19 protein-coding genes are annotated in these 21,826 nt (G+C 44.9%); 7 read left to right on the top strand and 12 right to left on the bottom strand.

The features are described 5' to 3' along the window. Positions 1 to 21: 21 nt before the first annotated feature. The gene (gene add / locus L5M51_RS17805) at positions 22 to 1,017 is read left to right on the top strand and encodes an adenosine deaminase (RefSeq protein WP_219251466.1); all 996 of its coding nucleotides are present in this window, start codon (positions 22 to 24) and stop codon (positions 1,015 to 1,017) included. A gap of 97 nt (positions 1,018 to 1,114) precedes the next feature. Here add and hemN read toward each other — a convergent pair whose 3' ends face one another. The 5 genes from hemN to L5M51_RS17780 all read right to left on the bottom strand — a co-directional run bounded on the left by hemN (position 1,115) and on the right by L5M51_RS17780 (position 6,023). After that, a complete protein-coding gene (gene hemN / locus L5M51_RS17800) occupies positions 1,115 to 2,491 on the bottom strand; it encodes an oxygen-independent coproporphyrinogen III oxidase (RefSeq protein ID WP_263173945.1) in 1,377 nt (458 codons plus the stop codon). 261 nt (positions 2,492 to 2,752) lie between these two features. Then, positions 2,753 to 3,220 carry a DUF2489 domain-containing protein gene (locus tag L5M51_RS17795; RefSeq protein WP_212599427.1) on the bottom strand — a complete coding sequence of 156 codons (468 nt, stop codon included), beginning with the start codon at positions 3,218 to 3,220 and terminating at the stop codon, positions 2,753 to 2,755. Positions 3,221 to 3,293: 73 nt separating this feature from the next. After that, positions 3,294 to 3,854 (bottom strand): Der GTPase-activating protein YihI, encoded by a 561-nt coding sequence (gene yihI, locus L5M51_RS17790; RefSeq protein WP_105250763.1) that lies wholly within the window; start codon positions 3,852 to 3,854, stop codon positions 3,294 to 3,296. A 90-nt stretch (positions 3,855 to 3,944) separates the two neighbouring features. Further along, on the bottom strand, positions 3,945 to 4,583 hold the full coding sequence (locus tag L5M51_RS17785) for a class I SAM-dependent methyltransferase (RefSeq protein WP_105250762.1): 639 nt from the start codon (positions 4,581 to 4,583) through the stop codon (positions 3,945 to 3,947). An 816-nt stretch (positions 4,584 to 5,399) separates the two neighbouring features. Beyond that, positions 5,400 to 6,023 carry a c-type cytochrome gene (locus tag L5M51_RS17780; protein ID WP_105250761.1) on the bottom strand — a complete coding sequence of 208 codons (624 nt, stop codon included), beginning with the start codon at positions 6,021 to 6,023 and terminating at the stop codon, positions 5,400 to 5,402. A 167-nt stretch (positions 6,024 to 6,190) separates the two neighbouring features. On the opposite strand from L5M51_RS17780, the gene yihA reads away from it, so the two are divergent. Beyond that, positions 6,191 to 6,850 carry a ribosome biogenesis GTP-binding protein YihA/YsxC gene (yihA, locus tag L5M51_RS17775; RefSeq protein WP_006079362.1) on the top strand — a complete coding sequence of 220 codons (660 nt, stop codon included), beginning with the start codon at positions 6,191 to 6,193 and terminating at the stop codon, positions 6,848 to 6,850. 1,021 nt (positions 6,851 to 7,871) lie between these two features. Here yihA and polA read toward each other — a convergent pair. After that, positions 7,872 to 10,640 carry a DNA polymerase I gene (gene polA, locus L5M51_RS17770; protein WP_263173942.1) on the bottom strand — a complete coding sequence of 923 codons (2,769 nt, stop codon included), beginning with the start codon at positions 10,638 to 10,640 and terminating at the stop codon, positions 7,872 to 7,874. Between the two features lie 387 nt (positions 10,641 to 11,027). Here polA and elbB point away from each other — a divergent pair, with 387 nt between their 5' ends. Continuing rightward, complete coding sequence (gene elbB, locus L5M51_RS17765; protein WP_113940152.1) at positions 11,028 to 11,690, top strand: isoprenoid biosynthesis glyoxalase ElbB; 663 nt, start codon at positions 11,028 to 11,030, stop codon at positions 11,688 to 11,690. Between the two features lie 75 nt (positions 11,691 to 11,765). On the opposite strand, the gene glpG is transcribed toward elbB, so the two are convergent. The 5 genes from glpG to L5M51_RS17740 all read right to left on the bottom strand — a co-directional run bounded on the left by glpG (position 11,766) and on the right by L5M51_RS17740 (position 16,190). Then, entirely contained in the window at positions 11,766 to 12,611 is an 846-nt protein-coding gene (glpG, locus tag L5M51_RS17760) for a rhomboid family intramembrane serine protease GlpG (RefSeq protein WP_263173940.1), read from the bottom strand. After that, positions 12,608 to 12,913 carry a thiosulfate sulfurtransferase GlpE gene (gene glpE, locus L5M51_RS17755; protein ID WP_006084745.1) on the bottom strand — a complete coding sequence of 102 codons (306 nt, stop codon included), beginning with the start codon at positions 12,911 to 12,913 and terminating at the stop codon, positions 12,608 to 12,610. Before glpE ends, glpG begins: the two co-directional genes overlap by 4 nt. A gap of 101 nt (positions 12,914 to 13,014) precedes the next feature. Then, on the bottom strand, positions 13,015 to 14,040 hold the full coding sequence (tdh, locus tag L5M51_RS17750; protein WP_012090660.1) for an L-threonine 3-dehydrogenase: 1,026 nt from the start codon (positions 14,038 to 14,040) through the stop codon (positions 13,015 to 13,017). A gap of 22 nt (positions 14,041 to 14,062) precedes the next feature. Further along, entirely contained in the window at positions 14,063 to 15,256 is a 1,194-nt protein-coding gene (locus tag L5M51_RS17745; protein WP_263173939.1) for a glycine C-acetyltransferase, read from the bottom strand. 286 nt (positions 15,257 to 15,542) lie between these two features. Further along, positions 15,543 to 16,190, bottom strand: a complete 648-nt coding sequence (locus L5M51_RS17740) for a TetR/AcrR family transcriptional regulator (RefSeq protein ID WP_219235129.1) — start codon at positions 16,188 to 16,190, stop codon at positions 15,543 to 15,545. A 147-nt stretch (positions 16,191 to 16,337) separates the two neighbouring features. Here L5M51_RS17740 and waaA point away from each other — a divergent pair, with 147 nt between their 5' ends. Further along, on the top strand, positions 16,338 to 17,603 hold the full coding sequence (waaA, locus tag L5M51_RS17735; protein WP_263173937.1) for a lipid IV(A) 3-deoxy-D-manno-octulosonic acid transferase: 1,266 nt from the start codon (positions 16,338 to 16,340) through the stop codon (positions 17,601 to 17,603). Between the two features lie 26 nt (positions 17,604 to 17,629). Here waaA and L5M51_RS17730 read toward each other — a convergent pair whose 3' ends face one another. Then, positions 17,630 to 18,385 (bottom strand): 3-deoxy-D-manno-octulosonic acid kinase, encoded by a 756-nt coding sequence (locus L5M51_RS17730; protein WP_263173935.1) that lies wholly within the window; start codon positions 18,383 to 18,385, stop codon positions 17,630 to 17,632. 98 nt (positions 18,386 to 18,483) lie between these two features. Here L5M51_RS17730 and L5M51_RS17725 point away from each other — a divergent pair, with 98 nt between their 5' ends. The 3 genes from L5M51_RS17725 to L5M51_RS17715 all read left to right on the top strand — a co-directional run bounded on the left by L5M51_RS17725 (position 18,484) and on the right by L5M51_RS17715 (position 21,810). Then, the gene (locus L5M51_RS17725; protein ID WP_263173934.1) at positions 18,484 to 19,527 is read left to right on the top strand and encodes a glycosyltransferase family 9 protein; all 1,044 of its coding nucleotides are present in this window, start codon (positions 18,484 to 18,486) and stop codon (positions 19,525 to 19,527) included. Positions 19,528 to 19,617: 90 nt separating this feature from the next. Further along, positions 19,618 to 20,703 carry a glycosyltransferase gene (locus L5M51_RS17720; protein WP_173497801.1) on the top strand — a complete coding sequence of 362 codons (1,086 nt, stop codon included), beginning with the start codon at positions 19,618 to 19,620 and terminating at the stop codon, positions 20,701 to 20,703. A 24-nt stretch (positions 20,704 to 20,727) separates the two neighbouring features. Beyond that, positions 20,728 to 21,810, top strand: coding sequence for a CDP-glycerol glycerophosphotransferase family protein (locus L5M51_RS17715; protein WP_411569257.1), 1,083 nt, complete (start codon positions 20,728 to 20,730; stop codon positions 21,808 to 21,810). The last annotated feature ends 16 nt before the right edge of the window (positions 21,811 to 21,826 follow it).

The following is a 21,826-nucleotide window of genomic DNA, read 5'->3' as shown; positions in this document are numbered from 1 at the left end:
TAGTTCAAATAGGGGTTAAATATGATTGATACATCCATTCCATTGGTGGATCTGCATCGTCACCTAGACGGTAATGTGCGGGTAAATACCATTTGGGAACTAGGACACCAACACGGCATTGCGCTACCTGCCGATTCTTTAGAGACACTCGCACCTTTTGTGCAAATTCAGGGGAAAGAAACTAGCTTAGTCGCCTTCTTAAAGAAGCTCGATTGGATGGTTGCCGTACTCGCAGATTTGGATGCGGTTAAACGCGTCGCCTATGAAAACGTTGCCGATGCGGCGTTATCTGGCTTAGATTACGCTGAGTTACGTTTTAGTCCTTACTATATGGCGATGAACCATAAGTTACCGATTGAAGGCGTAGTTGAGGCGGTAGTTGACGGCGTTAAAGCTGGCTTAAAAGACTATAACGTGAAGATCAATTTGATTGGCATTATGTCACGTTCATTCGGTCAAGCCGCTTGTACTCAAGAACTTGAAGGCTTACTCGCCCATAAACAACATCTCGTGGCTATGGACTTAGCCGGCGATGAAATGGGCTTCCCTGGCGAGTTATTTAACGATCACTTTAAACGTGTTCGTGATGCTGGCCTCGCGATTACGGCTCACGCCGGTGAAGCTGCGGGTTCACAAAGTATGTGGCAAGCGATTCAAGAACTTGGCGCAACTCGAATTGGTCATGGGGTGAACGCGATTCACGATCCTAAGCTGATGGAATATCTTGCTAAGCACCGTATTGGCATCGAATCTTGCCCAACCAGTAACTTGCATACTTCTACTGTGGCTTCTTACGCTGAGCATCCATTCAGAACCTTTATGGATGCAGGCGTGTTGATAAGCCTAAATACCGATGATCCCGGTGTGAGCGCTATCGATATTAATCATGAGTATCGTATCGCCAAATCTGAACTCAAGTTAACCGATGCTGAGTTAGCGCAGGTGCAACGTAACGGCGTTGAAATGGCATTTTTATCGGACAGTGAGCGCAAAGCACTCTATGCCGCTAAGGTATAAGTCGATTCTGAGTCGTTAATAAAAATAGCCATCAATAAAAAATCCGACTCTAGAGTCGGATTTTTTGTGAGCGTTTGCGAGTGCAGCAATAAGCGTTTTAGATCACGCGTGAGAACTGTTGCTGACGCGCTTTTTGACGATAGTAAAGATCGAAGCACATACAGATATTGCGGATCAATAAACGGCCAGTAGGGCTGATAGTGATCTGTCTGTCGACGATTTCAACTAACTTATCATCGATAAATGTCTGCATTAACTTAAGATCTTCTGCGAAATAGGTTTCGAAGTTAATCCCCAGTTTCTCATCAATTTTCGCCATATCCAGTTCGAAGTGGCAAATCAGCTGTTTAATCACGACGCGGCGGATTTCATCATCACGGTTTAGGCTGCAACCTTTCCACAAAGCATGGCCTTCCTTATCTATGGCCTCATAGTAAGGGCGGATATCTTTTTGGTTTTGCGCATAGCAGTCGCCAATCTGACTGATGGATGATACGCCAAGACCTAACAAATCGCATTCTTCTTGGGTGGTATAACCTTGGAAGTTGCGGTGCAGTCTGCCTTCGCGCTGCAACTTGGCTAACTCGTCATCGGGTTTAGCAAAGTGGTCCATACCGATATATTGGTAGCCAGCGCCAGTTAAGGTCTCAATAGTTTGGTGCAGCATTTCGAGTTTTTGTTTTGGCGAAGGTAAATGCTCGTCTTTGATCTTACGTTGAGCGGCAAAGCGCGCAGGTAAGTGAGCATAGTTAAATACCGACAAACGGTCAGGCGATAAATCTAAAACGCGCTGCATAGTGGCGGCAAAGGTTTCTGGCGTTTGGTGTGGCAAACCATAGATTAAATCTATGTTGGTTGACACAAAACCCATGGCTTTTGCTTTGGCCATTAAGTCGAAGATAAATTGCTCATCTTGTTCGCGATTAACGGCAATTTGCACTTCTTTATTGAAATCTTGTACACCGATGGATATCCGGTTAAAGCCCGCTTCTTTCAACGTGTCGAGCATTGACAGCTCAATCTCGCGAGGATCGACTTCAATTGAAAACTCACCTTCATCCGCAAAGTTAAAGTTGGCTTTAATCAATGATGTCAGCTTTAAAATTTGCTCTGGATTTAAGAAAGTGGGTGTACCGCCGCCCCAATGCATTTGGGTCACACTGTAATGTTTGAACAGGGGGGCACGTTTAATAATTTCTTGGCTTAAATATTCAATGTACTGATCGGCTTTGTGTTGGTGACGGGTGATGACTTTATTACAGCCGCAGTAATAACAAAGCTTGGCGCAGAACGGGATATGAATATACAGCGACAGTTTATCGCTTTTGCTATTTTCAATGGCCGTCAGCAGGTTTTGTTCGGTGAATGTGTCATCGAACTCTAATGCCGTTGGGTAAGAGGTATAACGGGGACCGCTGTAGTTATATTTTTCGATCATCGACTGATCCCAGCTAATCTGAGTGGGCTGCTTCAAGGCGTGTCCTCCGTGGGTAAATTAGCAACAAGCGAAGTATGCAAGGTTCTTAAGTAAATAACCTTGATCTAGGTTGTAAAAATGACGTCTGTCTTTTTAGAAGTTACGCAATATCTATCAAAAAAGTACGCTTGTCTGTCGATATTTGGCGATTTTGTGCGCAGGCTCACGGGAGTAAGGAGGGTAAGATTGGTGCAGGTTTTATCGAGATAACCTCAAAACCACAATATAAGTGGTCTTGAGGTATAGCAATGGGCTGGTTTAATGCATCGCTTTGGCTTGGTAATCCGCCAGTTTTTTCGCATCATCACTGATGCCTTGCTCTAATGCGGCTTCGGACTTCATTCTGATCAAGTCTAACTTCATTCTTTCTTGCTTAGGCAAGGCTTGACGAGCATCCATGATGGGATGATTTTTAATTAACTCAAAGTGTTTGAATAATGAAGGGTAATCGGGAGCCACACGCTCACTTAATGACAGGATTTCAAATAATCGCCCAATCCTGACCACGCCTTCAGAGATCTCACAGCGGTCTTCAATCATGGCGGTGGCGATATAGCGGATATCATCTAAAACTTGGGCACGTTTTGCGTTCGCAGTCACTTCACGCTCGGCTTGTTCAGCCTGCTGACGCTTTTTTTGCTGCTTGAGTTTTAGGATTAAGAAGGTGGCGTAGCTACTTAGCGCTACTATGATGATAAAACCGAGAATAATGATAGTCGTAGACACAGAGACTCCTTATATGAATGGCATAAGGAGCCACAGCTAAAAACTGAGTTCCCTATGCCTTAGCACTGAGAGGTTAGAACTTGTCTTGATAATCTTTTAGTAAGTCAGCGCCTGATTCGAACTTGTCGAACAACTCATCGTCAGACAAAGACTTAGCAGGTGATGAAGGTGTGTCATCATCCATATCGTCGCTAATGCCCAGTTTAATCATCAGAGCTTCAATCTTATTTAGCTGTTGATCTAACCACTTTTGGTCAACCTCGTTGAGGTCGCGGCCTTCTTCAAGCATATCTAACAGCTGATTTAGTCTTGGATCTTCTTCCAATTTCAGCAGTTTTTGCTCGTCAGTCAGCTTAGCTTGTTTCACTTTTGGCTGAGCGGCTTTATCTGTTACCACTGCCGCAGGAATTGCTAAAGCCACAGGCTTTTTACTGCCATGACGCGGGTCTTTTTTCTTAGCGGCCTGCTGTTGCGGCGCTTGCGCTAAAATTAAGCTTTCGTTATGACGACTACCTGATTTATTGCCAGAATCTTTACGTTTGCCAGTCGCTACAGCGCGATCTTGCTTCTTCACTCTTGGCTGTAACTTAGGGCTGTTCTCGCCGCCCTTGCGTGTTTTCTTGCTACGAGACATGGTCTTCTCAATTATTTACAACGTATGGCCTTGCAGACTAAGGGTGAGCTTGTCTACAAGGTGCGAAATTAGGCCGAGTGTTATACCAGATTATGATGTTTTTTGCATCAAAACGAGGTCCTTTGCGGCAAATAATAGTTCAAAATCGCTATTGTTTGCGAGGTACTCGAAGGTTTGTCGCTGATAAAAGCTCACATGGGTGAGGTTGTTCTTATAATGCCACTTAGCAAAACCATCTAATTCAGTCAGTAATGGTGTGCTTATCGCTAACCAACCACCAGAATGCAGTAGCCGAGAGAGCAAAGTCCACTCTTTTATAGGGTTTTGAAAATGCTCAAACACCCGATAACAGCAGATAAAATCATACTCTAGCTTTAACACATCATGATTCGGGGCAAAAAAGGGATCATATTGATTTAACTTGTGGCCCGCATTTTCTATGGTCGTCAGGCTCTCATCATCGAGTATGCGACCAAAATTCAATCCTAATAAACTGCCCGCTTGTTGCTGCTCTAATTGCGCTAACAGCGGCAAAATAAATTGCGATAACTGTTTTTGCTTCGACGCTATGCGTGAACGACCGTATCTTTGCTTCTCTGCCGCGGGGGGTAAATGGCTATTCGCATCCGCAAAGGTTAACTCACATGTCTTGCAAACATAAAAACTCCGCTTTTTATCTTGATGAAGGAGTCGTGTCTGACTGTTATGACAAAGAGGGCATCTGGGCATTGAGTCTGCTGAAGTGGTTATTAAGGCTTTGATTGTACCAATTATATTGGTTGAGTGCACATTTTAGACACTAATGGGGTGTTACAAAAGAAAAAAGGCGGCAGTTAAACTGCCGCCTTACAAAGGGTGCTTTAGCACCTTATCCTGATTCCAAGTATCCATACTTGCTATGCGACTTTCCCGGTCGGTATCCTTCTTTTTTTTACTGCTTTCCCTGCATTATTTTTGTTAATGGTCTTCCAGACACTTTATTTTTTTCTGTCGCCATCCTGACTACAGTTTCCGTAGATGGTCTCGCAACACATCTTTTAAAGCATCGTCATCATTGACGTCGAGTTAACCATCCATGTTACTTAAGTACCTTCCTGTGATAACAAGCATCCAGCCAGTGCATCCTAAGTTTATCGCTTCCTTTGCTACAGTTTACATCATGTAAACTATGTCCTGATGGGGCAAGTTACCCTTAGCGTAAGGTGTTTTGCTAGAAGCAAATTGGCGTTATCGGCCATCCCTTACAAAATTGTGCTGACCTGGATTTCAAGTGGAAATCACGACTCTTGTTATTATTAGAGAGTGGTCTTAAGTATATTATTGTTATTGAGTATCTTTATTCTTATATCTTAAACGTTAATTATACCGAAACCTGTAAGTTATTATTAATCTTTTTGTACAAACAGATGGGTTTATCTCGGTACGGGGCTTATTAAACCGAAATCTGTGATCTATGTCAAGCACGAATCTTTGCAGTTTACGTCCACGTCAACTTTGTGGTGTAAAAAAAGGGTGACAATACACCCTTCTTTTCACTCGCGAAGATTACTTCAGGCTAGAAAGATACTTTGATAGCGCGTCGATATCGCTATCATTTAGTTTTTTAGCCACATCTTGCATCATGCCATTCAAGTCATTATGGCGGCCCGCTTCACGGAATTTTGTCAGCTGGATCTTGATGTAGTTTGCGTGTTGGCCTGCCAGCGTTGGAAAACCTGCAAGCTCAGCGCCTTTACCATCTGGGCCATGACATGCCATACAAGCGGTAATGCCACGAGAAACATCACCACCCTTGTAAAGTTTAGCGCCTAACTCAGGAACATCTTTTGCTTCAGCCACTTGGATTGCTTGGCTAGAAAAATATGCGCTAATGTCGAGAATATCCTGATCGCTTAGAGGCATTGCCATGCCACTCATGATAGGATCCATACGACCATCTTTACCGCCAGTTTGTGCTGCGCTACGGAAATCATGTAGTTGCTTTTGGAGGTAAGTGGCGTGTTGGCCCGCAATTTTGGGGTACATATCGATCATACTGTTACCGTCCATACCGTGACAGGCCGAACAGACAATGATTTTCGTTTTTCCCGCTTCAGCATTACCTTCAGCAATCGCAGGTGAAGATATGGCGGCAATTACAACAGACAGCGCAAGAGCTAGCTTTTTCATGGCGTTCCAACTTCTGGTTAAATTATTATCCTGAGCTTACTAGGGTGACCCGCAAGCGTGGTAAAATATGATTAATGTGATCGGAGTAATATTTTACACGAAAACGTGGGAAAGTAAGTAATTCTTCATAAATTATGGTATTGCGTAGAAAAATTTCGGAGTAAATAGTGACTGAATCTCGTATAGATTTTCGTAGGGCAAAGTTTTTAATCAGTGCACCTGACATTGCACATTTGGATCAATATCTGCCCGGCGATGTTGGAGTTGAGATTGCATTTGCTGGCCGCTCTAATGCTGGAAAGTCTAGTGCACTCAATGCATTAACTGAGCAAAAAAGTTTAGCAAGAACCAGTAAAACACCGGGCCGTACTCAACTAATTAACGTATTTGAGTTAGATGCTCAGCGTCGTTTAGTTGACTTGCCTGGTTATGGCTTTGCGCAAGTCCCACTTGCGTTGAAAAATAAATGGCAGCAAGCATTGGGTGAATATTTGCAAAAACGCGCTTGTTTAAGTGGCGTGGTTGTCTTGATGGATATTCGTCATCCATTAAAAGATCTCGATATGCAGATGATTGAATGGGCAGTTGCTAGTGAAATTCCAGTATTAGCTTTGCTAACGAAATCAGACAAATTAGCCCAAAGTGCTAAGATGAAAACCGTAAATGAAGTGCGTCTCGCACTAAGTGAGTTTGGCGACTGGGTGCAAGTTGAACCCTTCTCATCACTTAAAGGAACCGGTAAGCCTAAAGTGTTGGCAATTCTTAATGAATGGTGTCATCCACAGTGGTTGACTGATGAGTTAGATGCAGCGAATAACGCTGAATAATATCGCCTGTTTTGGTGTACATGGTAGAATTTGACTGTGTATACCTCCTCTTTGTTTTTACTGCAATTTTTTCTCTTTTGTTCAGTCTCATTCCCATCGGTTATTCGTTAATCTCAGGCAAAAAAATAGCCGATGATATTATCATCGGCCAAAAATATTAGCTCTTTTGGGGAGAAGCTAAATTCAACAAGACTCAAGCACCATCAAATTAGCTTCAATGGTTCTCAATGAAACTAGCATACAGCCAATTCATCCCTTATTAAAGTAAATACTCTAAAATTTACTTAAAGTCTGAAAAAAGAGCAAAAAAAAGCCTCAGCAAACAAGTTGCTGAGGCGCCAGAATTTGGCTCATCACTATAAGTGAAATAAAGGTCTGAAAGATAGAACATCTTAACCTCTGTACCCTACGCAGAGAATATTACTCTATTTATCTTTAAATGGAAAACAGTTTTTTCAAAAAAGAGGTAATTATGTGCGCTTGATCTCAGGTTGTGAGTGAAAAAGCATCTCAAATTGATCCTAAAATTTCAGTGAAAATGGTTAATTGGCTGATTTAAAGAGAAAACTCGAAATTTATATACAAAAGTGATCAATATTTGAGATTTGATTTTTTACTCTAATCCTGACCTAAGATTTTGGTGTACGCGAGAGAGAACAACCGTTATGGCACTCTTGAGCATATATGGCTGACTTGAATGCAGTTTCAATTAGAGTAAATCACACCCTTTAATATCCATCTGCTGTGGCAGTGTATCGATGAACTCTACTGCCAAATGTATCAGATAAAGATTGTTTGACTGTGAGTGAATCATTTCTGCCGATGAAGTTTGTCTAACTTAACGAGCTAATTTGTATTGTGAAAGGGTTATTTATGCTGAGTGATGAAAAGGACTCTGTATTGATGTTCTTAGAGGCGATTAAGACGGGAGAGAGCTAATCTGAGCTCAAAATATTGAAGTCAGATTAGCTTTATTTTCAGTTAAATCATATTGATAGTGTTCTTCTGGATATTACTGAGATTAGTGGGCTTCATCCCAGTTATCACCAATGCCTGCTTCGGCAAGCAGTTCAACATCGAGATTAGCTGCTTGCGCCATCAAGGTGCAGATTGTCTTTTTAAGTGCCTCTGCTTTATCCGCATCGACTTCAAACACTAATTCATCGTGAACCTGCATGATCATAGTGATTTCGCCTTGGGTTTCTGTTTTGATCCACTGGGCAATATTGATCATGGCCTTTTTGATGATGTCAGCAGCCGTACCTTGCATTGGCGCGTTAATCGCAGCACGTTCAGCACCTTGGCGGCGCATCGCATTACGATCACGGATTTCGGGCAAGTAGAGGCGACGACCAAACAGAGTCGACACATAACCTAAGTTAGCAGCACCCGCGCGCGTTTCTTCCATATAACGTAATACGCCAGGATAACGGGCAAAGTAGGTATCGATATAGGTTTGTGCTTCATGGCGTGGGATATCAAGCTGACGCGCCAAACCAAAGGCTGACATGCCATAAATTAAGCCGAAGTTAACCGCTTTGGCACGGCGGCGTTGTTCTGTGGTGACTTCATCAAAGTCGGTACCAAATACTTCTGCAGCAGTGGCTCTATGAATGTCTTTGCCCTCGGCGAAGGCTTTGAGTAAGCCAGCATCTTGGGATAAATGGGCCATGATCCGTAGTTCGATTTGCGAGTAGTCGGCGGCCAAAATTTTACGGCCTGCTGGGGCGATAAAGGCTTGGCGAATACGGCGACCTTCTTCGGTGCGAATCGGAATATTCTGCAGGTTAGGTTCGCTTGACGATAAGCGACCTGTTGCCGCATTAGCTTGATGATAGCTAGTGTGTACGCGACCCGTTTTAGCGTTGACCATCAGTGGCAGCTTATCGGTGTAAGTACTCTTTAACTTAGATAGACTTCGATGTTCGAGGATCACCTTTGGCAGTGGGAAATCTAATGCTAATTCGACCAACACTTCTTCCGCGGTCGATGGTGCACCCTTTGGGGTCTTTTTGGTGATCGGATAACCTAGCTTTTCATAAAACAATACTTGCAGCTGCTTAGGTGAACCAAGATTGAATTTTTCACCGGCAATGTCGTAGGCTTTTTCTTCTAAGGTATCGATTTTACGCGCCAGTTCATCGCTCTGTTGGCCGAGTAACATACTGTCGATTAATACCCCTTGACGTTCAATGTCCGACAACACTTGGATTAGCGGCAATTCGACTTCAGTAAACATGGCGGCAAGTTCGGCTTCTTTTTCGAGTCTTGGCCATAAATGTTGGTGTAAACGCAGTGTGATGTCGGCATCTTCGGCCGCATAAGGCGCAGCCGTCTCTAGTGGAATTTGGTTGAAGGTCAGCTGTTTTGCACCTTTACCGGCGATTTCTTCAAAGCTGATATTCTTATGGCCTAAGTACTTGAGCGCTAAACCATCCATATCATGGCGCGAAGCCACTGAGTTGAAAACATAGGATTCGAGCATAGTGTCGAAAGCGACGCCCTGTAGTTTGATCCCTGCATTGGCTAAGATACTGATGTCGTACTTAAGATTTTGACCGACTTTCTTGATCTTTGGATCCTCAAGCAGCGGACGCAGTTTTTCTAACGCGACCGTTTTATCGATTTGAGTCGGTGCACCAACGTAATCGTGGGTCAAAGGAAGATAAGCGGCTTTTCCTGTCTCAACGGCGAAGGAAATCCCGACTAATTCGGCCACCATGTAATCTAAGCTGGTGGTCTCAGTATCGATTGCCATTAAGTCGGCTTGTTTAAGCTTAGCAATCCAAGTGTCTAATTCGGCTTCGGTGAGAATGCAGTCGTACTGTGTTTCAATCGCTTCGACTGGAGATGAGTCTTCTTGCGTTTCTGTGGATGCCGCATCAATTGAGGTATTTGCCGTCATTTTATTATCTAAGACTTCGGCTAACCAACGTTTAAACTCCATCTCGCCGTAGCATTTTATCAGTTCATCTTTGTCTGCTGGCATGATGGTAAGTTCGTGCCAATCTTGCTCAAGTTCGACATCGGTTTTGATGGTGGCGAGTTCGTAAGAAAGCTTGAGCATGTCGGCATTTTCAATGATCTTTGCCGCCATGGTTTTAGAACCTCTAAAGCCGAGCTCGGCGACTTTTTCGGGCTCCGCTAATAAGTTACTCACACTGCCGGCTCCCGTGAGCATAGCGAGCGCCGTTTTCTCTCCTACGCCGGGTAAGCCGGGAATGTTGTCGGCCTTGTCGCCCATCAGTGCGAGTAAATCTATGATACGGTCTGGACCGACACCAAATTTGGTGACGACTTCTTCTGGGCCCATTATGGTGTCTGTCATGGTGTTGATGAGCGTAACGTTCTCATCCACTAATTGCGCCATGTCTTTATCGCCTGTGCTGATAAGTACGGCACGGTTTTCTAAGCTGGCTTGGCGGGCAATAGTACCGATCACGTCATCGGCTTCGACGCCGGAAATTGAAATCAGTGGTAAACCTAGTGCGCGAATAATGCGATGCAAGGGTTCGATTTGCGAACGTAGATCATCAGGCATAGGTGGGCGCTGTGCTTTGTATTCGCTGTACATGTCATTGCGGAAGGTTTTTCCCTTGGCATCGAACACGACTGCGATATGGCTTGGTTGATAACGGGTCAGCAAGCTGCGTAACATATTCACTACGCCATAAACGGCACCGGTTGCTTCGCCCTTTGAGTTTGTTAGGTGAGGAGGCGCATAATAAGCGCGATACAAATAAGAAGATCCATCCACAAGCACAAGTGGGTTTTTAGCGACGGTTGGCATAGGTATTTTTCGTTTATCGATGACTTAGATGGCGCTAAGCATGCCACAGAAGCACTATTTCAGCCATGGCAAAATGACTCCCAGCCTGTGGATAAGTCTGTGAGTGAAAAAGTCAACTGAGAATAATGGCGATGATTACGGCTTAGTGCGATTTTTTTAAGTTGTTGTTTTTTATGTTTATAAAAGATTTGTGTGAGTTCAATACTGTTTCTTAAAAAATCTTCCCAATTTGTGGATTTTTTATTGACTCCGTAAAATACATCTAAGGATTGGCTTAATTTTCGGCACTCGTCAGATTCGACGAATTAAGTTAGCACGATTTTTAATCAGATCAACTAGTTTGTTTATGGTTTGTTAAAACTTAATGACATAAGAAGGATATTTTTAATGAAAAAAGTCGCAGTGTTACTGAGTGGATGTGGTGTTTTCGATGGAACTGAGATACATGAATCGGTTTTAACGCTTTTATGCTTATCCCGATCAGGGGCTCACTACCAGTGTTTTGCACCTGATATCAAACAGATGCATGTGGTAGATCATCTCACTGGCGAGGTCGATGCTGCTGCAAGTCGTAACGTGCTGGTGGAGTCGGCGCGTATCGCCCGTGGCGAAGTCAAAGCGACCACAGAATTAGATATCGCCGAATTTGATGCCTTGATCATTCCCGGTGGCTTTGGTGCGGCGAAAAATCTGTGTAACTTTGCGACGAATGGCAGTGAGTGTGAAGTGGAACCGCTGGTGACTGATTTTATCAATGAGTTCATTCTGGCGAAAAAGCCCGTTGGTTTTATCTGTATTGCTCCTATGATGATCCCGCGTTTATATCCCCAGGGTGTAAAAGGCACTATTGGTAATGATAGCGATACTGTCGCAGCGTTTAATTTGATGGGCGGTGAGCATCAAGTTGCGACAGTACATGAGATAGTCGTGGATGAAGCAAATCGGATTGTCAGCACTCCCGCTTATATGTTGGCTGGTAATATTGCTGAAGCGCATTCAGGCATCGAGAAGCTAGTCGTTAAGCTACTAGAAATGACTGATCAGAGTTAGTTTGAGCTGTTTGTAGAAGAGTGAAGCGAGTCATTGAACCAAGATAAATTTCAGGATTTATCTTGGTTCACTATATTAAATTGAGATCGAGGATTTGCGGCTATCAAATAAACCTTGGGCTAACCCTATGAGTAAGCCGCCAATGTGGGCGCCGTTAGCAACCGAAACCCCTAGAATATCTGTGAATCCCAATGCCAACCATATCATCATAAAGCCCATATATGATGGTGGGAAATCTATTCCAGCTGCGGGTTTACGTATACCCATAATCCAAGTGTAACCTACCACTGCATACACAACGCCGGACAGCCCGCCAAAGTTAGGTCCACCGACATAATATTGGATAACGTTTGGCAGTGTTCCTGCGACAAACAGCAGGATGAGTAATGGTGCAGTACCAATACGGGTTTCGATTTTACCGCCTAAATACCACCACCAGAGCAAATTAAAGATGACGTGCATGGCTGAAAAATGCAGCAGGCTCGGTGTAAAAACACGCCAGAACTGGCTGAACTCTGAATGAGGTACTGCTCCAAAATAGGACAGTGCCGCGTAGGTTTGGTTGGCGAACCCTAAGTTCATCGCCGCAAAAATGAGTACGCAAACCGCAAAAACGATCAACGTGACTGGGCCTGCGCCGGTAATGAATTGGGTGAACAACTGCAGCGAAGGGGCACCATAATCGAGTTTGGTTTGGGTATCGCCGTGTTCCCACGAGGCTTGCAGATATTTATTGTCGTAAGGGTGAGCAATAAAGTGGGCAAACTCTTTGCGTGCTTGCTCCACATCTTTGTCATGGATAACCAGAATGGCGACACCCTGAACCAGCGGCTCAATTTGGCAGTCAATGTCTTCCCCTTTGAGGTAATCGACAAATGCCTGCGCGGCTCTGCTGTTGGGGAGTCTGCCAATTTCTATCATGCATTCGCCTCATGCCAGGCGCTATAGCCGCCGTCTAGGCTGTAAACGTCATCAAAACCTTGTTCGCATAAATATTGCGCCGCATTTTGGCTGCTCATGCCGTGGTAACAAACCACCACGAGTGGGCTATCCATATCGGCTTGGCTAATAAATTGCGCTAGGTTTTCGTTATTCAGGTTAGTTGCACCTGCAATATGGCCGTTGGTGAAGCTATTGCCATCGCGGATATCGACGATTTGCACTGGCTGTGCTTCGGTCATTTGCAGCAATTGATTAACGCTTAAGTGTTTAAAGGAAGACATAATAAAACCTGACAAAGCTAAGAGATGGAAATCAAGATGGGATAAGTGTGCAACAAGGGGCTGCGAGTGTACAGCCCCTATCTAGGTAATGCTCTGCAGGATTAATCCCAGCTGAGGATCACTTTACCCGATTGGCCCGAGCCCATAGCGTCGAAACCTTGTTGGAAATCATCAATCTTGAAGTGGTGAGTGATGATAGGTGAAATATCTAAGCCTGATTGGATAAGACTGGCCATCTTGTACCAAGTTTCGAACATTTCACGGCCGTAGATGCCTTTAATGACCAAACCTTTGAAGATCACTTTGCTCCAGTCGATGGCCATTTCACCACTTGGAATACCGAGCATAGCGACTTTGCCGCCGTGGTTCATGGTATCTAACATGGCGTGGAAGGCCGATGGTACGCCAGACATTTCTAATCCAACGTCGAAACCTTCGGTCATGCCCAGTTCTTTCATCACGTCTTTTAGGTTTTCTTTTGACACGTTCACAGCGCGCGTGGCGCCCATTTTACGGGCCAGCTCTAAGCGGTATTCGTTGACGTCGGTGATCACCACATGGCGAGCACCTACGTGACGACATACTGCTGCCGCCATGATGCCGATGGGACCTGCGCCTGTGATCAACACGTCTTCACCGACTAAATCGAAGGATAATGCTGTGTGCACAGCGTTACCAAACGGGTCAAAGATTGAGGCTAAATCATCGCTGATATCATCAGGGATTTTAAAGGCGTTAAAGGCGGGGATAACTAAGTATTCCGCAAATGAACCTTCACGATTGACACCCACGCCAGAGGTGTTACGGCATAAATGGGTGCGGCCTGCGCGGCAGTTACGGCAGTGGCCGCAGGTGATATGGCCTTCGCCAGACACGCGGTCGCCTATCTTAAAACCACGAACTTCTTGACCGATATCAACCACTTCGCCTACATATTCATGACCAACAACCATGGGGACTGGAATGGTTTTTTGTGACCATTCGTCCCAGTTGTAGATGTGCATGTCGGTGCCACAAATCGCAGTTTTTTTAATTTTGATCAGCAGATCGTTGTGGCCCATCACTGGCTTAGGCGCATCGACTAACCAAATACCTTTTTCGGCTTTTAACTTGCTTAGTGCTTTCATTGTCTCAAGTCCTAAATAGGGGTTAAATAATGCCCATTTCTTTGGCAATACGGGTAAAGGCGGTGATCGCTTTGTCGAGTTGCTCACGGGTATGTGCCGCTGACATTTGCGTACGGATACGGGCTTGTCCCTTAGGAACGACTGGGAACGAGAAGCCAATAACATAAATATGTTCTGCTAATAAGCGGTTAGCAAAGTCGCCCGCCAGTTTCGCATCACCAATCATCACAGGGATAATCGCGTGGTCGGCGCCGCCCAAAGTAAAGCCTGCTGCTGACATTTGCTCACGGAAATAACGGCTGTTTTCCCATACGGCTTCGCGCAGGGCTTGGCCTGATTTGAGCATTTCTAACACATGGATAGATGCAGTCACGATTGATGGCGCTAATGAGTTAGAGAACAGGTAAGGACGTGAACGCTGACGTAACCAGTCGATGACTTCTTTTTTACCCGAAGTGAAACCGCCCGATGCGCCGCCTAAGGCTTTGCCTAAGGTGCCAGTGATGATGTCGACTCTGTCCATCACATTGCAATATTCGTGCGTGCCACGGCCGTTTGCGCCGATAAAGCCCACAGCGTGAGAGTCATCGACCATCACTAGTGCGCCGTATTTATCGGCTAAATCACATACGCCTTGCAGGTTAGCAATCACGCCGTCCATCGAGAATACGCCGTCGGTGGCGATCAAGATGTTACGTGCGCCAGCTTCTTTCGCGGCGATCAGCTGAGTTTCTAAATCGGCCATGTCGTTGTTGGCATAACGGAAACGCTTCGCTTTACATAAACGTACACCGTCGATGATAGAAGCATGGTTGAGCGCATCGGAGATGATGGCGTCTTCTGCATCTAACAAGGTTTCGAACAGACCAGCGTTTGCATCGAAACAAGAAGAGTACAGAATGGTGTCTTCAGTGCCGAGGAATTCGCTTAGGCTCGCTTCGAGCTGTTTATGTATGTCTTGGGTGCCACAAATAAAGCGCACCGACGCCATACCAAAACCGTGACTGTCTAAGCCTCCTTGGGCGGCTTTAATCAGTTCGGGATGATTGGCTAGGCCTAAGTAATTGTTAGCACAAAAGTTAACAACTTCTTGGTGATTAACTTGAATGGCAGTCTGTTGTGGTGAGGCAATAACACGCTCGCTTTTATATAAGCCTTCGGCTTTGATGTCTGCAAGCTGTTGATTAATCTGTGCGTAGAATGAGGTAGAGGCCACCTGATATCTCCTTAGTTAACTTTATTCTGATTTTGGGAGTGGCGGCATTCTAACTCTAAACCTAATCGGCCTACAGCCTTTTTTTCATGCAGGTTCGCAAGATAAACTAGTTTAGGGCTAAAGTGGTTTTTACATTATAAAAACTAATGTGCAACATAAGTTTGCCACTGTTTGACTGAGTATTCTTTTAAGCGTTGTAGAGCGAAAACGGGTTCGCACTCAGTACTATAATTGCTTTGAGTTTAGTTCCGAATGCGAGTTCCCAACATAGGCGTTTGGGATGATGTTATAGGGATTCTTGACTCGCTAGCGCGTGGTAATGTTGCTCTAGGCGAGTAAAAGTCGCAACGGAAGTCGGGGTTGCATAGGCTTTGAAAATCATCAGCACCCTTAAAACGCCTTCATAAAGTGTCGCTTTAGTAATGGTTGACGTGCTGGATTGTGTGAGTTGATAACCAATCCAAAAGCTGACGATCATCTTAATGGTATCCGCCAGTGGCGTGATTTTGTCAGCATCGACACACAGAAATCCATCTTGTGTGAGTTTATGCAGCACATGGCTTGAACGCGTTAAGACTTGCTGCTGTGCGTGCAAATAGCGTTTTTTTAGTTCTCCATCGCGGGCGAGAATATCCGCAAGATTGGCGTACATAAAGCGGAATTGCCACAAGGTATAGAACATAGCATCGAAGTAGCCGATTAACAGTTCTACATCCACTTGCTTATCTTCATAGGGTTGGAAACCCGATTCGAGATGATTCTCATATAGACTGAAAATACAGCGGATAATGTCTTCTTTATTGCGAAAATGGTAATAAAGATTCCCGGGACTCATATTTAAGTGAGCAGCAATGTGATTGGTGGTGATGTTTCTTTCGCCATGCTCGTTGAACAGTTCAAGACTGGCATAGATTATTTTGTCGCGGGTTTTCATAAGTTATCCAAATTGCTAGTGAACGCCACATAATTGATCAAAGAAAGCTAACCAACGACCGCCGAACTGCTGGTAAATTATCCCTAATTTGGTGCATATGCTAACATTGCCGCTATTCATCAGGCAAAACTCATAAGCACGTTTTTAATGAATCGTTTTCTCTATTCCACGATCTTATATTTATTATCCCCTTTGCTAGTCGTCTATTTAGCATTTCGTACTATTAAAAGCCCTGATTACCGCGGTCGTTGGGGGGAGCGTTTTGGATTAACCCGACTTAAATCGACGGATTTACTGGTCCATTCTGTGTCTATGGGCGAAACGCTCGCGGCAATCCCATTGATCCGTTTGATTATGCAATCACACCCTGAGCTAAGCATTACGGTTACCACAACCAGCCCAACAGGGTCTGCAGAAGTGCGCAAAGCCTTTGGTGACTCAGTGCAGCATTGTTATTTGCCCTTTGACTTACCTTGGTGCGTGAGGCGTTTCTTGTGCCAAGTCTCGCCTAAGTGGTGTGTGATTATGGAAACTGAGCTGTGGCCTAACTTAGTTGCTGTTGCTGCCAAACGCGGTGTGCGCTTGATGTTAGCGAATGCCCGCCTGTCGGCCAAGTCGGCGGCGCAATATGCTAAGCGCCCTAAACTCAGTCGACCTATGTTGCAACGACTCGATGTTATTGCGGTGCAGACTCAAGTAGAAGCGCAGCGTTTTATCGAGTTAGGTGTATCGCCGGACAGAGTGACAGTATGCGGTAGCTTGAAGTTTGATCTCAGTATTACGCCTGAGCGTTTAGCCAATGCCAAGCTGTTGCGTCAGACTTGGGGGCGTAAAACCTCGCCGATTTGGGTCGCAGGCAGTGTGCATCCTGGAGAATTTGACGCCATGCTCATCGCCCATAGGCAATTATTGGCTCAGTGGCCCGATGCCTTGCTGATTATTGCACCGCGTCATCCTGAGCAGTTTTCTGCCGTTGCTGAGGTTGTTGCCAGTCAAGGTTTTGAATTAATTCGTCGCAGCAGTAATCTTCCTGTGACGGCCACGACTCAAGTGCTGGTCGGCGATACCATGGGTGAACTTCTGACCTTTTATGGCACGGCGGACCAAGCCTTTGTCGGTGGCACGCTGATCAATAATGGTGGCCATAATCCCTTGGAGCCTGTTGCTATGGGCGTACCTGTTATGGTGGGGCCGAACCATTGGGACTTTGCCCAGATTACGCAGATGTTGGCGGATGCTGGTGGGTTAAGGGTTGTCGCTTCGGCGGATGAACTTGCCGCTAACTTGATTGAGTATTTTGCTAAACCTGAGTTACGCCAGCAGGCGGTGAACGCGGGATTGGCTGTGGTTGAGGCAAATCGCGGTGCCTTGCAACAACAATATCTTCTCGCGCAATCTTTAATAACCGCTTAATTCAACTGGATAATTCGTTTAGTGGATCAGGCGCTTTGCATCGCCGCTTGATAGCCTTGCATTAGTGATGACCAGTTATCAGCGGTGAAGGCAAGGTTTGGTAGCTTGGCTTGTTCTTTATTAAAGGAACGTAACAGTCTGTCTAGATTCGATTGCTGCCATTGTGGGCTAGGTGTTTTTAACTCGCCGCGGTCGAAATCGATAAGATAAAACCGCTCTGGCGTTAAGGGTTCTGTTTGCGCGGGCTGGAACAGAATATTCTTGGCATTGAGATCGGCGTGGTACACACCACGCTGGTGGAAATGGGCGATGCAAGCCCCTAATGCTTGCCATTGCTCAGTGCTCATGACCCCTTTGCCGAGTTTAGCGACTAAATCTTCGGCGCCTTCGACCCGTTCGATAATAATATCGGCGCGGTAAAATAATCCATCGCGCACTATGTTGGCGGCAATCGGTTTAGGTACAGCAAAATCTTCGCGATACAAAACGTCTAATAAGCGTAACTCACCCATGGCGCGGGTATTTTCGAGGCCAGTATAAACGTAAGCATCTTTGCTGAATTTCTCCATTAAGCCGCCACGCCAATAATGACGCAATACCCAATGACTGTGCTCAAATGCCACAAACCAAGTGGTGTAGCGGCCTTTGGATGAACCGACGACAGCATTTTTAGCCCGCCAAAAATCCACCGAGAACCACGCGGGATCGATATCTGTTGGCGTATCTTGGCAAACTGCAATGTGACCTTGGGCGGTTTTTATGAGCTGTATCTGAGCATTCATCGGAGATTTGTTGACTTAAGCGTGGCACCTAGGGCCATTCTACATTAAGATCCTTAGCTTGCGCCAAATAACCTTAAGAGCTTTTAGCTTCAATCCCAATGAGTTTAAATCCCAATACCATGAATTCTCTTTGTTTGCTTCGCTTATCCGCTATCGGTGACGTCTGTCATGCCGTGGCTATGGTGCAGGCGATTCAGCGGCAATACCCCGAGCTCAAAATCACATGGGTGATCGGTAAACTCGAATATCAATTGTTGAAGCATTTACCCGGCATTGAGTTTGTTATTTTCGATAAATCTCAAGGGTGGCGCAGTTATTTTAATTTGCGTAAGGCCTTAAAAGGCCGACGTTTTGACGTGCTGCTGCATATGCAGGTTGCGCTACGTGCAACCTTGGCTTCATTAGCCATTTCGGCAAAGGTGCGCATAGGCTTTGATCGTGCCCGCGCTAAAGAAGGTCAGTGGCTAGTGACAAATCACAGGGTGGAGCCCTTGGCAAATCCCCATGTGCTCGAAGGATTTATGGGATTCGCTAAGGTGATTGGCGTTAACGATCTCACTCCTCAATGGCATATTCCTGTGCCAATTGCGGATACTGAATTTGCCCAGACGCAGATTAAAGACAATGAAAAAGTCTTTATCATTTGCGCTGCAGCCAGTAAGGCAGAACGTAACTGGTTATCAGAGCGTTATGCCACCGTTGCGAGCCATGCGATTGCGAAAGGATTTAGAGTCATGCTTTGCGGTGGCCCAACTCAACTTGAGAAGGATTTAGCAGAGCAAATTTTGCAGGCTTGTCCCTCTAAAATCGATAATTTAGTGGGCAAAACCAGTCTGACGCAATTATTGGCGCTGCTAAAACGCGCCAGTGTAGTGTTAGCTCCGGATACGGGCCCTGCGCATATGGCGGTGACCCAAGGCACGCCTGTCATTGGTTTATATGCCCATTCCAATCCTGGGCGCACAGGTCCGTATTTATCGCAGCAATATGTGGCGAGCGCCTATGATGAGGCAATAGCATCCCAACATAGTGGCGAAGTTAAGTGGGGCACTCGAGCCAAAGGCGAGCATTTGATGGCTTTGATCAGTGTTGAAGCTGTGATTGAGAAGTTTGATCTGGTGGTTCAGCAGACACTCAGTTAAGGCTTGTTAGTATCAGCATTCTTGTTCAGCACTCTTGATGTATCGCTGCGTTAGCGGTTTGTATTCAGAATATCGTTTAGGAGATAAATCATGCGGATAGCTATTGCCATTGACAGTTTAGCGGGTGGCGGAGCCGAAAAGGTCATGATTACCTTAGCCAAGCAATTTATTCGCTTAGGGCATGAGCCGCATTTTTTAGTTATGGAAGATAATCGCTATTATGAAATCCCAGATGACTTACCCATTCATCAATGTTTTGCCCCTAAGGATAAAGATTTCGACCATTTTGGGCGATTGAATGCTTCGGTTAACAAACTCAGCGCAAAAATCGCGGAAATTGAATCTCAAGTGGGCAAGTTTGATTTGTTTTTATCAAATTTAGATAAAACCAATTTAATGATGACCAAAACTGGTGTTTCACCGCTTTATGTCATAGTCCATTCTTCTGTAGAAGAAGAGTTGAGCCGCCAATTTAAACTGGGACCGTTTGCTTATTTCAAGAAGCTAAAATCCAAAAAAGCGCTCAATGGCCAGCATTTGATTACTGTCTCAAATGGCATAGCAAAGGAGATTAAAGATAAAGGTCGTTTGCATCCAGCATCTATGCAAACTATCTATAATCCATTTGAATTTAACGAAATCACATCTCAATCACAGCAAGATAATCCGCAAATCCCTCAGGGAGATTATCTTATTCATGTCGGTCGTTTTGCTAAGCAAAAGCGCCATGATGTGTTGTTTGAAGCCCTCAAGCTCACGCAAAATCAACTTCCTGTCGTGCTCTTGTGCCATAACCACAAAAAAGCGATAAAAGCAGCGAAAAAGTTTGGTATTGAAAAGCGATTAATTATTCCCGGTTTTCAAAGTAATCCTTTTCCATGGATTAAGCAGGCTAAGGCATTAGTGCTCAGCTCTGATTTTGAAGGTTTACCGACAGTCTTGATTGAATCTTTAGCTTGTGGGACTCCTGTTGTGAGCACTGATTGCCCACATGGACCCAGTGAGATTTTAACGGGTAATTTAGTGCCTTATCTCGTGCCGCGTCGTGATCCCAAAGCGTTAGCTAAAATGATAGACGAGGTTGTTAGCTTGCCGCCATCCCTCGAGCAGGTTGAGATTTTGGCCAAAGTCGATGCGACCTTAATTGCCGAACAATATTTAGCGTTGGCAAAATAATTTATTCGTTTGTGTTTTAGGAGCATGCTTGTGGAAGAAGCCAAACAAGCCAAAAGACGTTATTTATTTTACATAGCGCAAAACTATTCCTATGCGATGTTAAGGCCACTTCAACAAGTCATTTTGGAAAGAGGTGATGAGGTTAGCTGGTTCTTAGAGGGAAATGAGGTCGATCCTAAGTTTTTAAAAACCGATGAACTGCGCTTGCAGAGCATCGATGCTGTGAAAGCGTGGAAACCAGATGCGGTATTCGTCCCTGGGAACGTTGTCCCTCATTTTATTCCTGGGGTTAAAGTGGGCGTATTCCATGGATTTAATGCGGGTAAAATGAATCATAAGGGCCGAGAAGATCACTTCGAAATCAGAGATTGTTTTGATTTGTATTGTACCCAAGGCCCTGCGACGACTCTGCCCTTTCTGAAACTAGAGAAAAAGTTTGGTACTTTTACTGTAGTTGAAACGGGATGGCCTGCGCTCGACCCCCTATTTCTTGAGAATAAAGATAATCCCTATATCAAAGCTGATGACCCAAGGCCAGTAGTACTCTTTTGCTCAACATTTTCCCCAAGTTTGACCTGCGCACCTGTAGTATTTGAGCAGATTAAAGCCCTGTCGCAAAAGAGCCAATGGCGCTGGTTAGTGCAATTTCATCCAAAGATGAATCCTAAGATTGTTGAGCAGTACAAGGCTTTAGAAAACGAGAATTTACAGTTTGTTGAAACTGATAATGTGATCCCTTTGCTGCAGGTGGGGGATGTGATGTTGTGTGACACTTCATCGATTCTGTTGATGTTTTTAATGCAGCGAAAACCAGTGGTGACCTTTAAAAATCAGTCACCGAAAGATCATTTAATCGATATCAGTCGGGTTGAGGATATTGAATCTGCATTAACGCGAGCACTGAGTCGTCCTGATGATTTGATGGCGCACATCCATGATTATTGCAATCAAATTCACCCTACGGGCGATGGTCAATCTAGCCAGCGAGTTTTAGCCGCAACAGATGCTTTGATTGATAAAGGCACTGATTGGCTAAAACCTAAACCATTGAACTTGTTGCGCCATTTTAAGATGCGGCGCAAGCTAGGTTATTGGAAGTTGTTTTAGCTAGTTGTCGTTACTT

The organism is Shewanella sp. SM73, from assembly GCF_025653795.1.
GTDB classification, from domain to species: domain Bacteria; phylum Pseudomonadota; class Gammaproteobacteria; order Enterobacterales; family Shewanellaceae; genus Shewanella; species Shewanella oncorhynchi.
The sequence above is the reverse complement of the archived record's forward strand: the minus strand, read 5'-3'. Positions and strand labels throughout refer to the sequence as shown.

Coding starts and splice junctions, on each gene's coding strand:
- add (WP_219251466.1), top strand. CDS start 22: ATGATTGATACATCCATTCCATTGGTGGATCTGCATCGTCACCTAGAC.
- yihI (WP_105250763.1), bottom strand. CDS start 3,854: ATGTCTCGTAGCAAGAAAACACGCAAGGGCGGCGAGAACAGCCCTAAG.
- L5M51_RS17785 (WP_105250762.1), bottom strand. CDS start 4,583: ATGCCCAGATGCCCTCTTTGTCATAACAGTCAGACACGACTCCTTCAT.
- L5M51_RS17780 (WP_105250761.1), bottom strand. CDS start 6,023: ATGAAAAAGCTAGCTCTTGCGCTGTCTGTTGTAATTGCCGCCATATCT.
- polA (WP_263173942.1), bottom strand. CDS start 10,640: ATGCCAACCGTCGCTAAAAACCCACTTGTGCTTGTGGATGGATCTTCT.
- elbB (WP_113940152.1), top strand. CDS start 11,028: ATGAAAAAAGTCGCAGTGTTACTGAGTGGATGTGGTGTTTTCGATGGA.
- glpG (WP_263173940.1), bottom strand. CDS start 12,611: ATGATAGAAATTGGCAGACTCCCCAACAGCAGAGCCGCGCAGGCATTT.
- glpE (WP_006084745.1), bottom strand. CDS start 12,913: ATGTCTTCCTTTAAACACTTAAGCGTTAATCAATTGCTGCAAATGACC.
- tdh (WP_012090660.1), bottom strand. CDS start 14,040: ATGAAAGCACTAAGCAAGTTAAAAGCCGAAAAAGGTATTTGGTTAGTC.
- L5M51_RS17740 (WP_219235129.1), bottom strand. CDS start 16,190: ATGAAAACCCGCGACAAAATAATCTATGCCAGTCTTGAACTGTTCAAC.
- waaA (WP_263173937.1), top strand. CDS start 16,338: ATGAATCGTTTTCTCTATTCCACGATCTTATATTTATTATCCCCTTTG.
- L5M51_RS17730 (WP_263173935.1), bottom strand. CDS start 18,385: ATGAATGCTCAGATACAGCTCATAAAAACCGCCCAAGGTCACATTGCA.
- L5M51_RS17725 (WP_263173934.1), top strand. CDS start 18,484: ATGAGTTTAAATCCCAATACCATGAATTCTCTTTGTTTGCTTCGCTTA.
- L5M51_RS17720 (WP_173497801.1), top strand. CDS start 19,618: ATGCGGATAGCTATTGCCATTGACAGTTTAGCGGGTGGCGGAGCCGAA.
- L5M51_RS17715 (WP_411569257.1), top strand. CDS start 20,728: ATGCTTGTGGAAGAAGCCAAACAAGCCAAAAGACGTTATTTATTTTAC.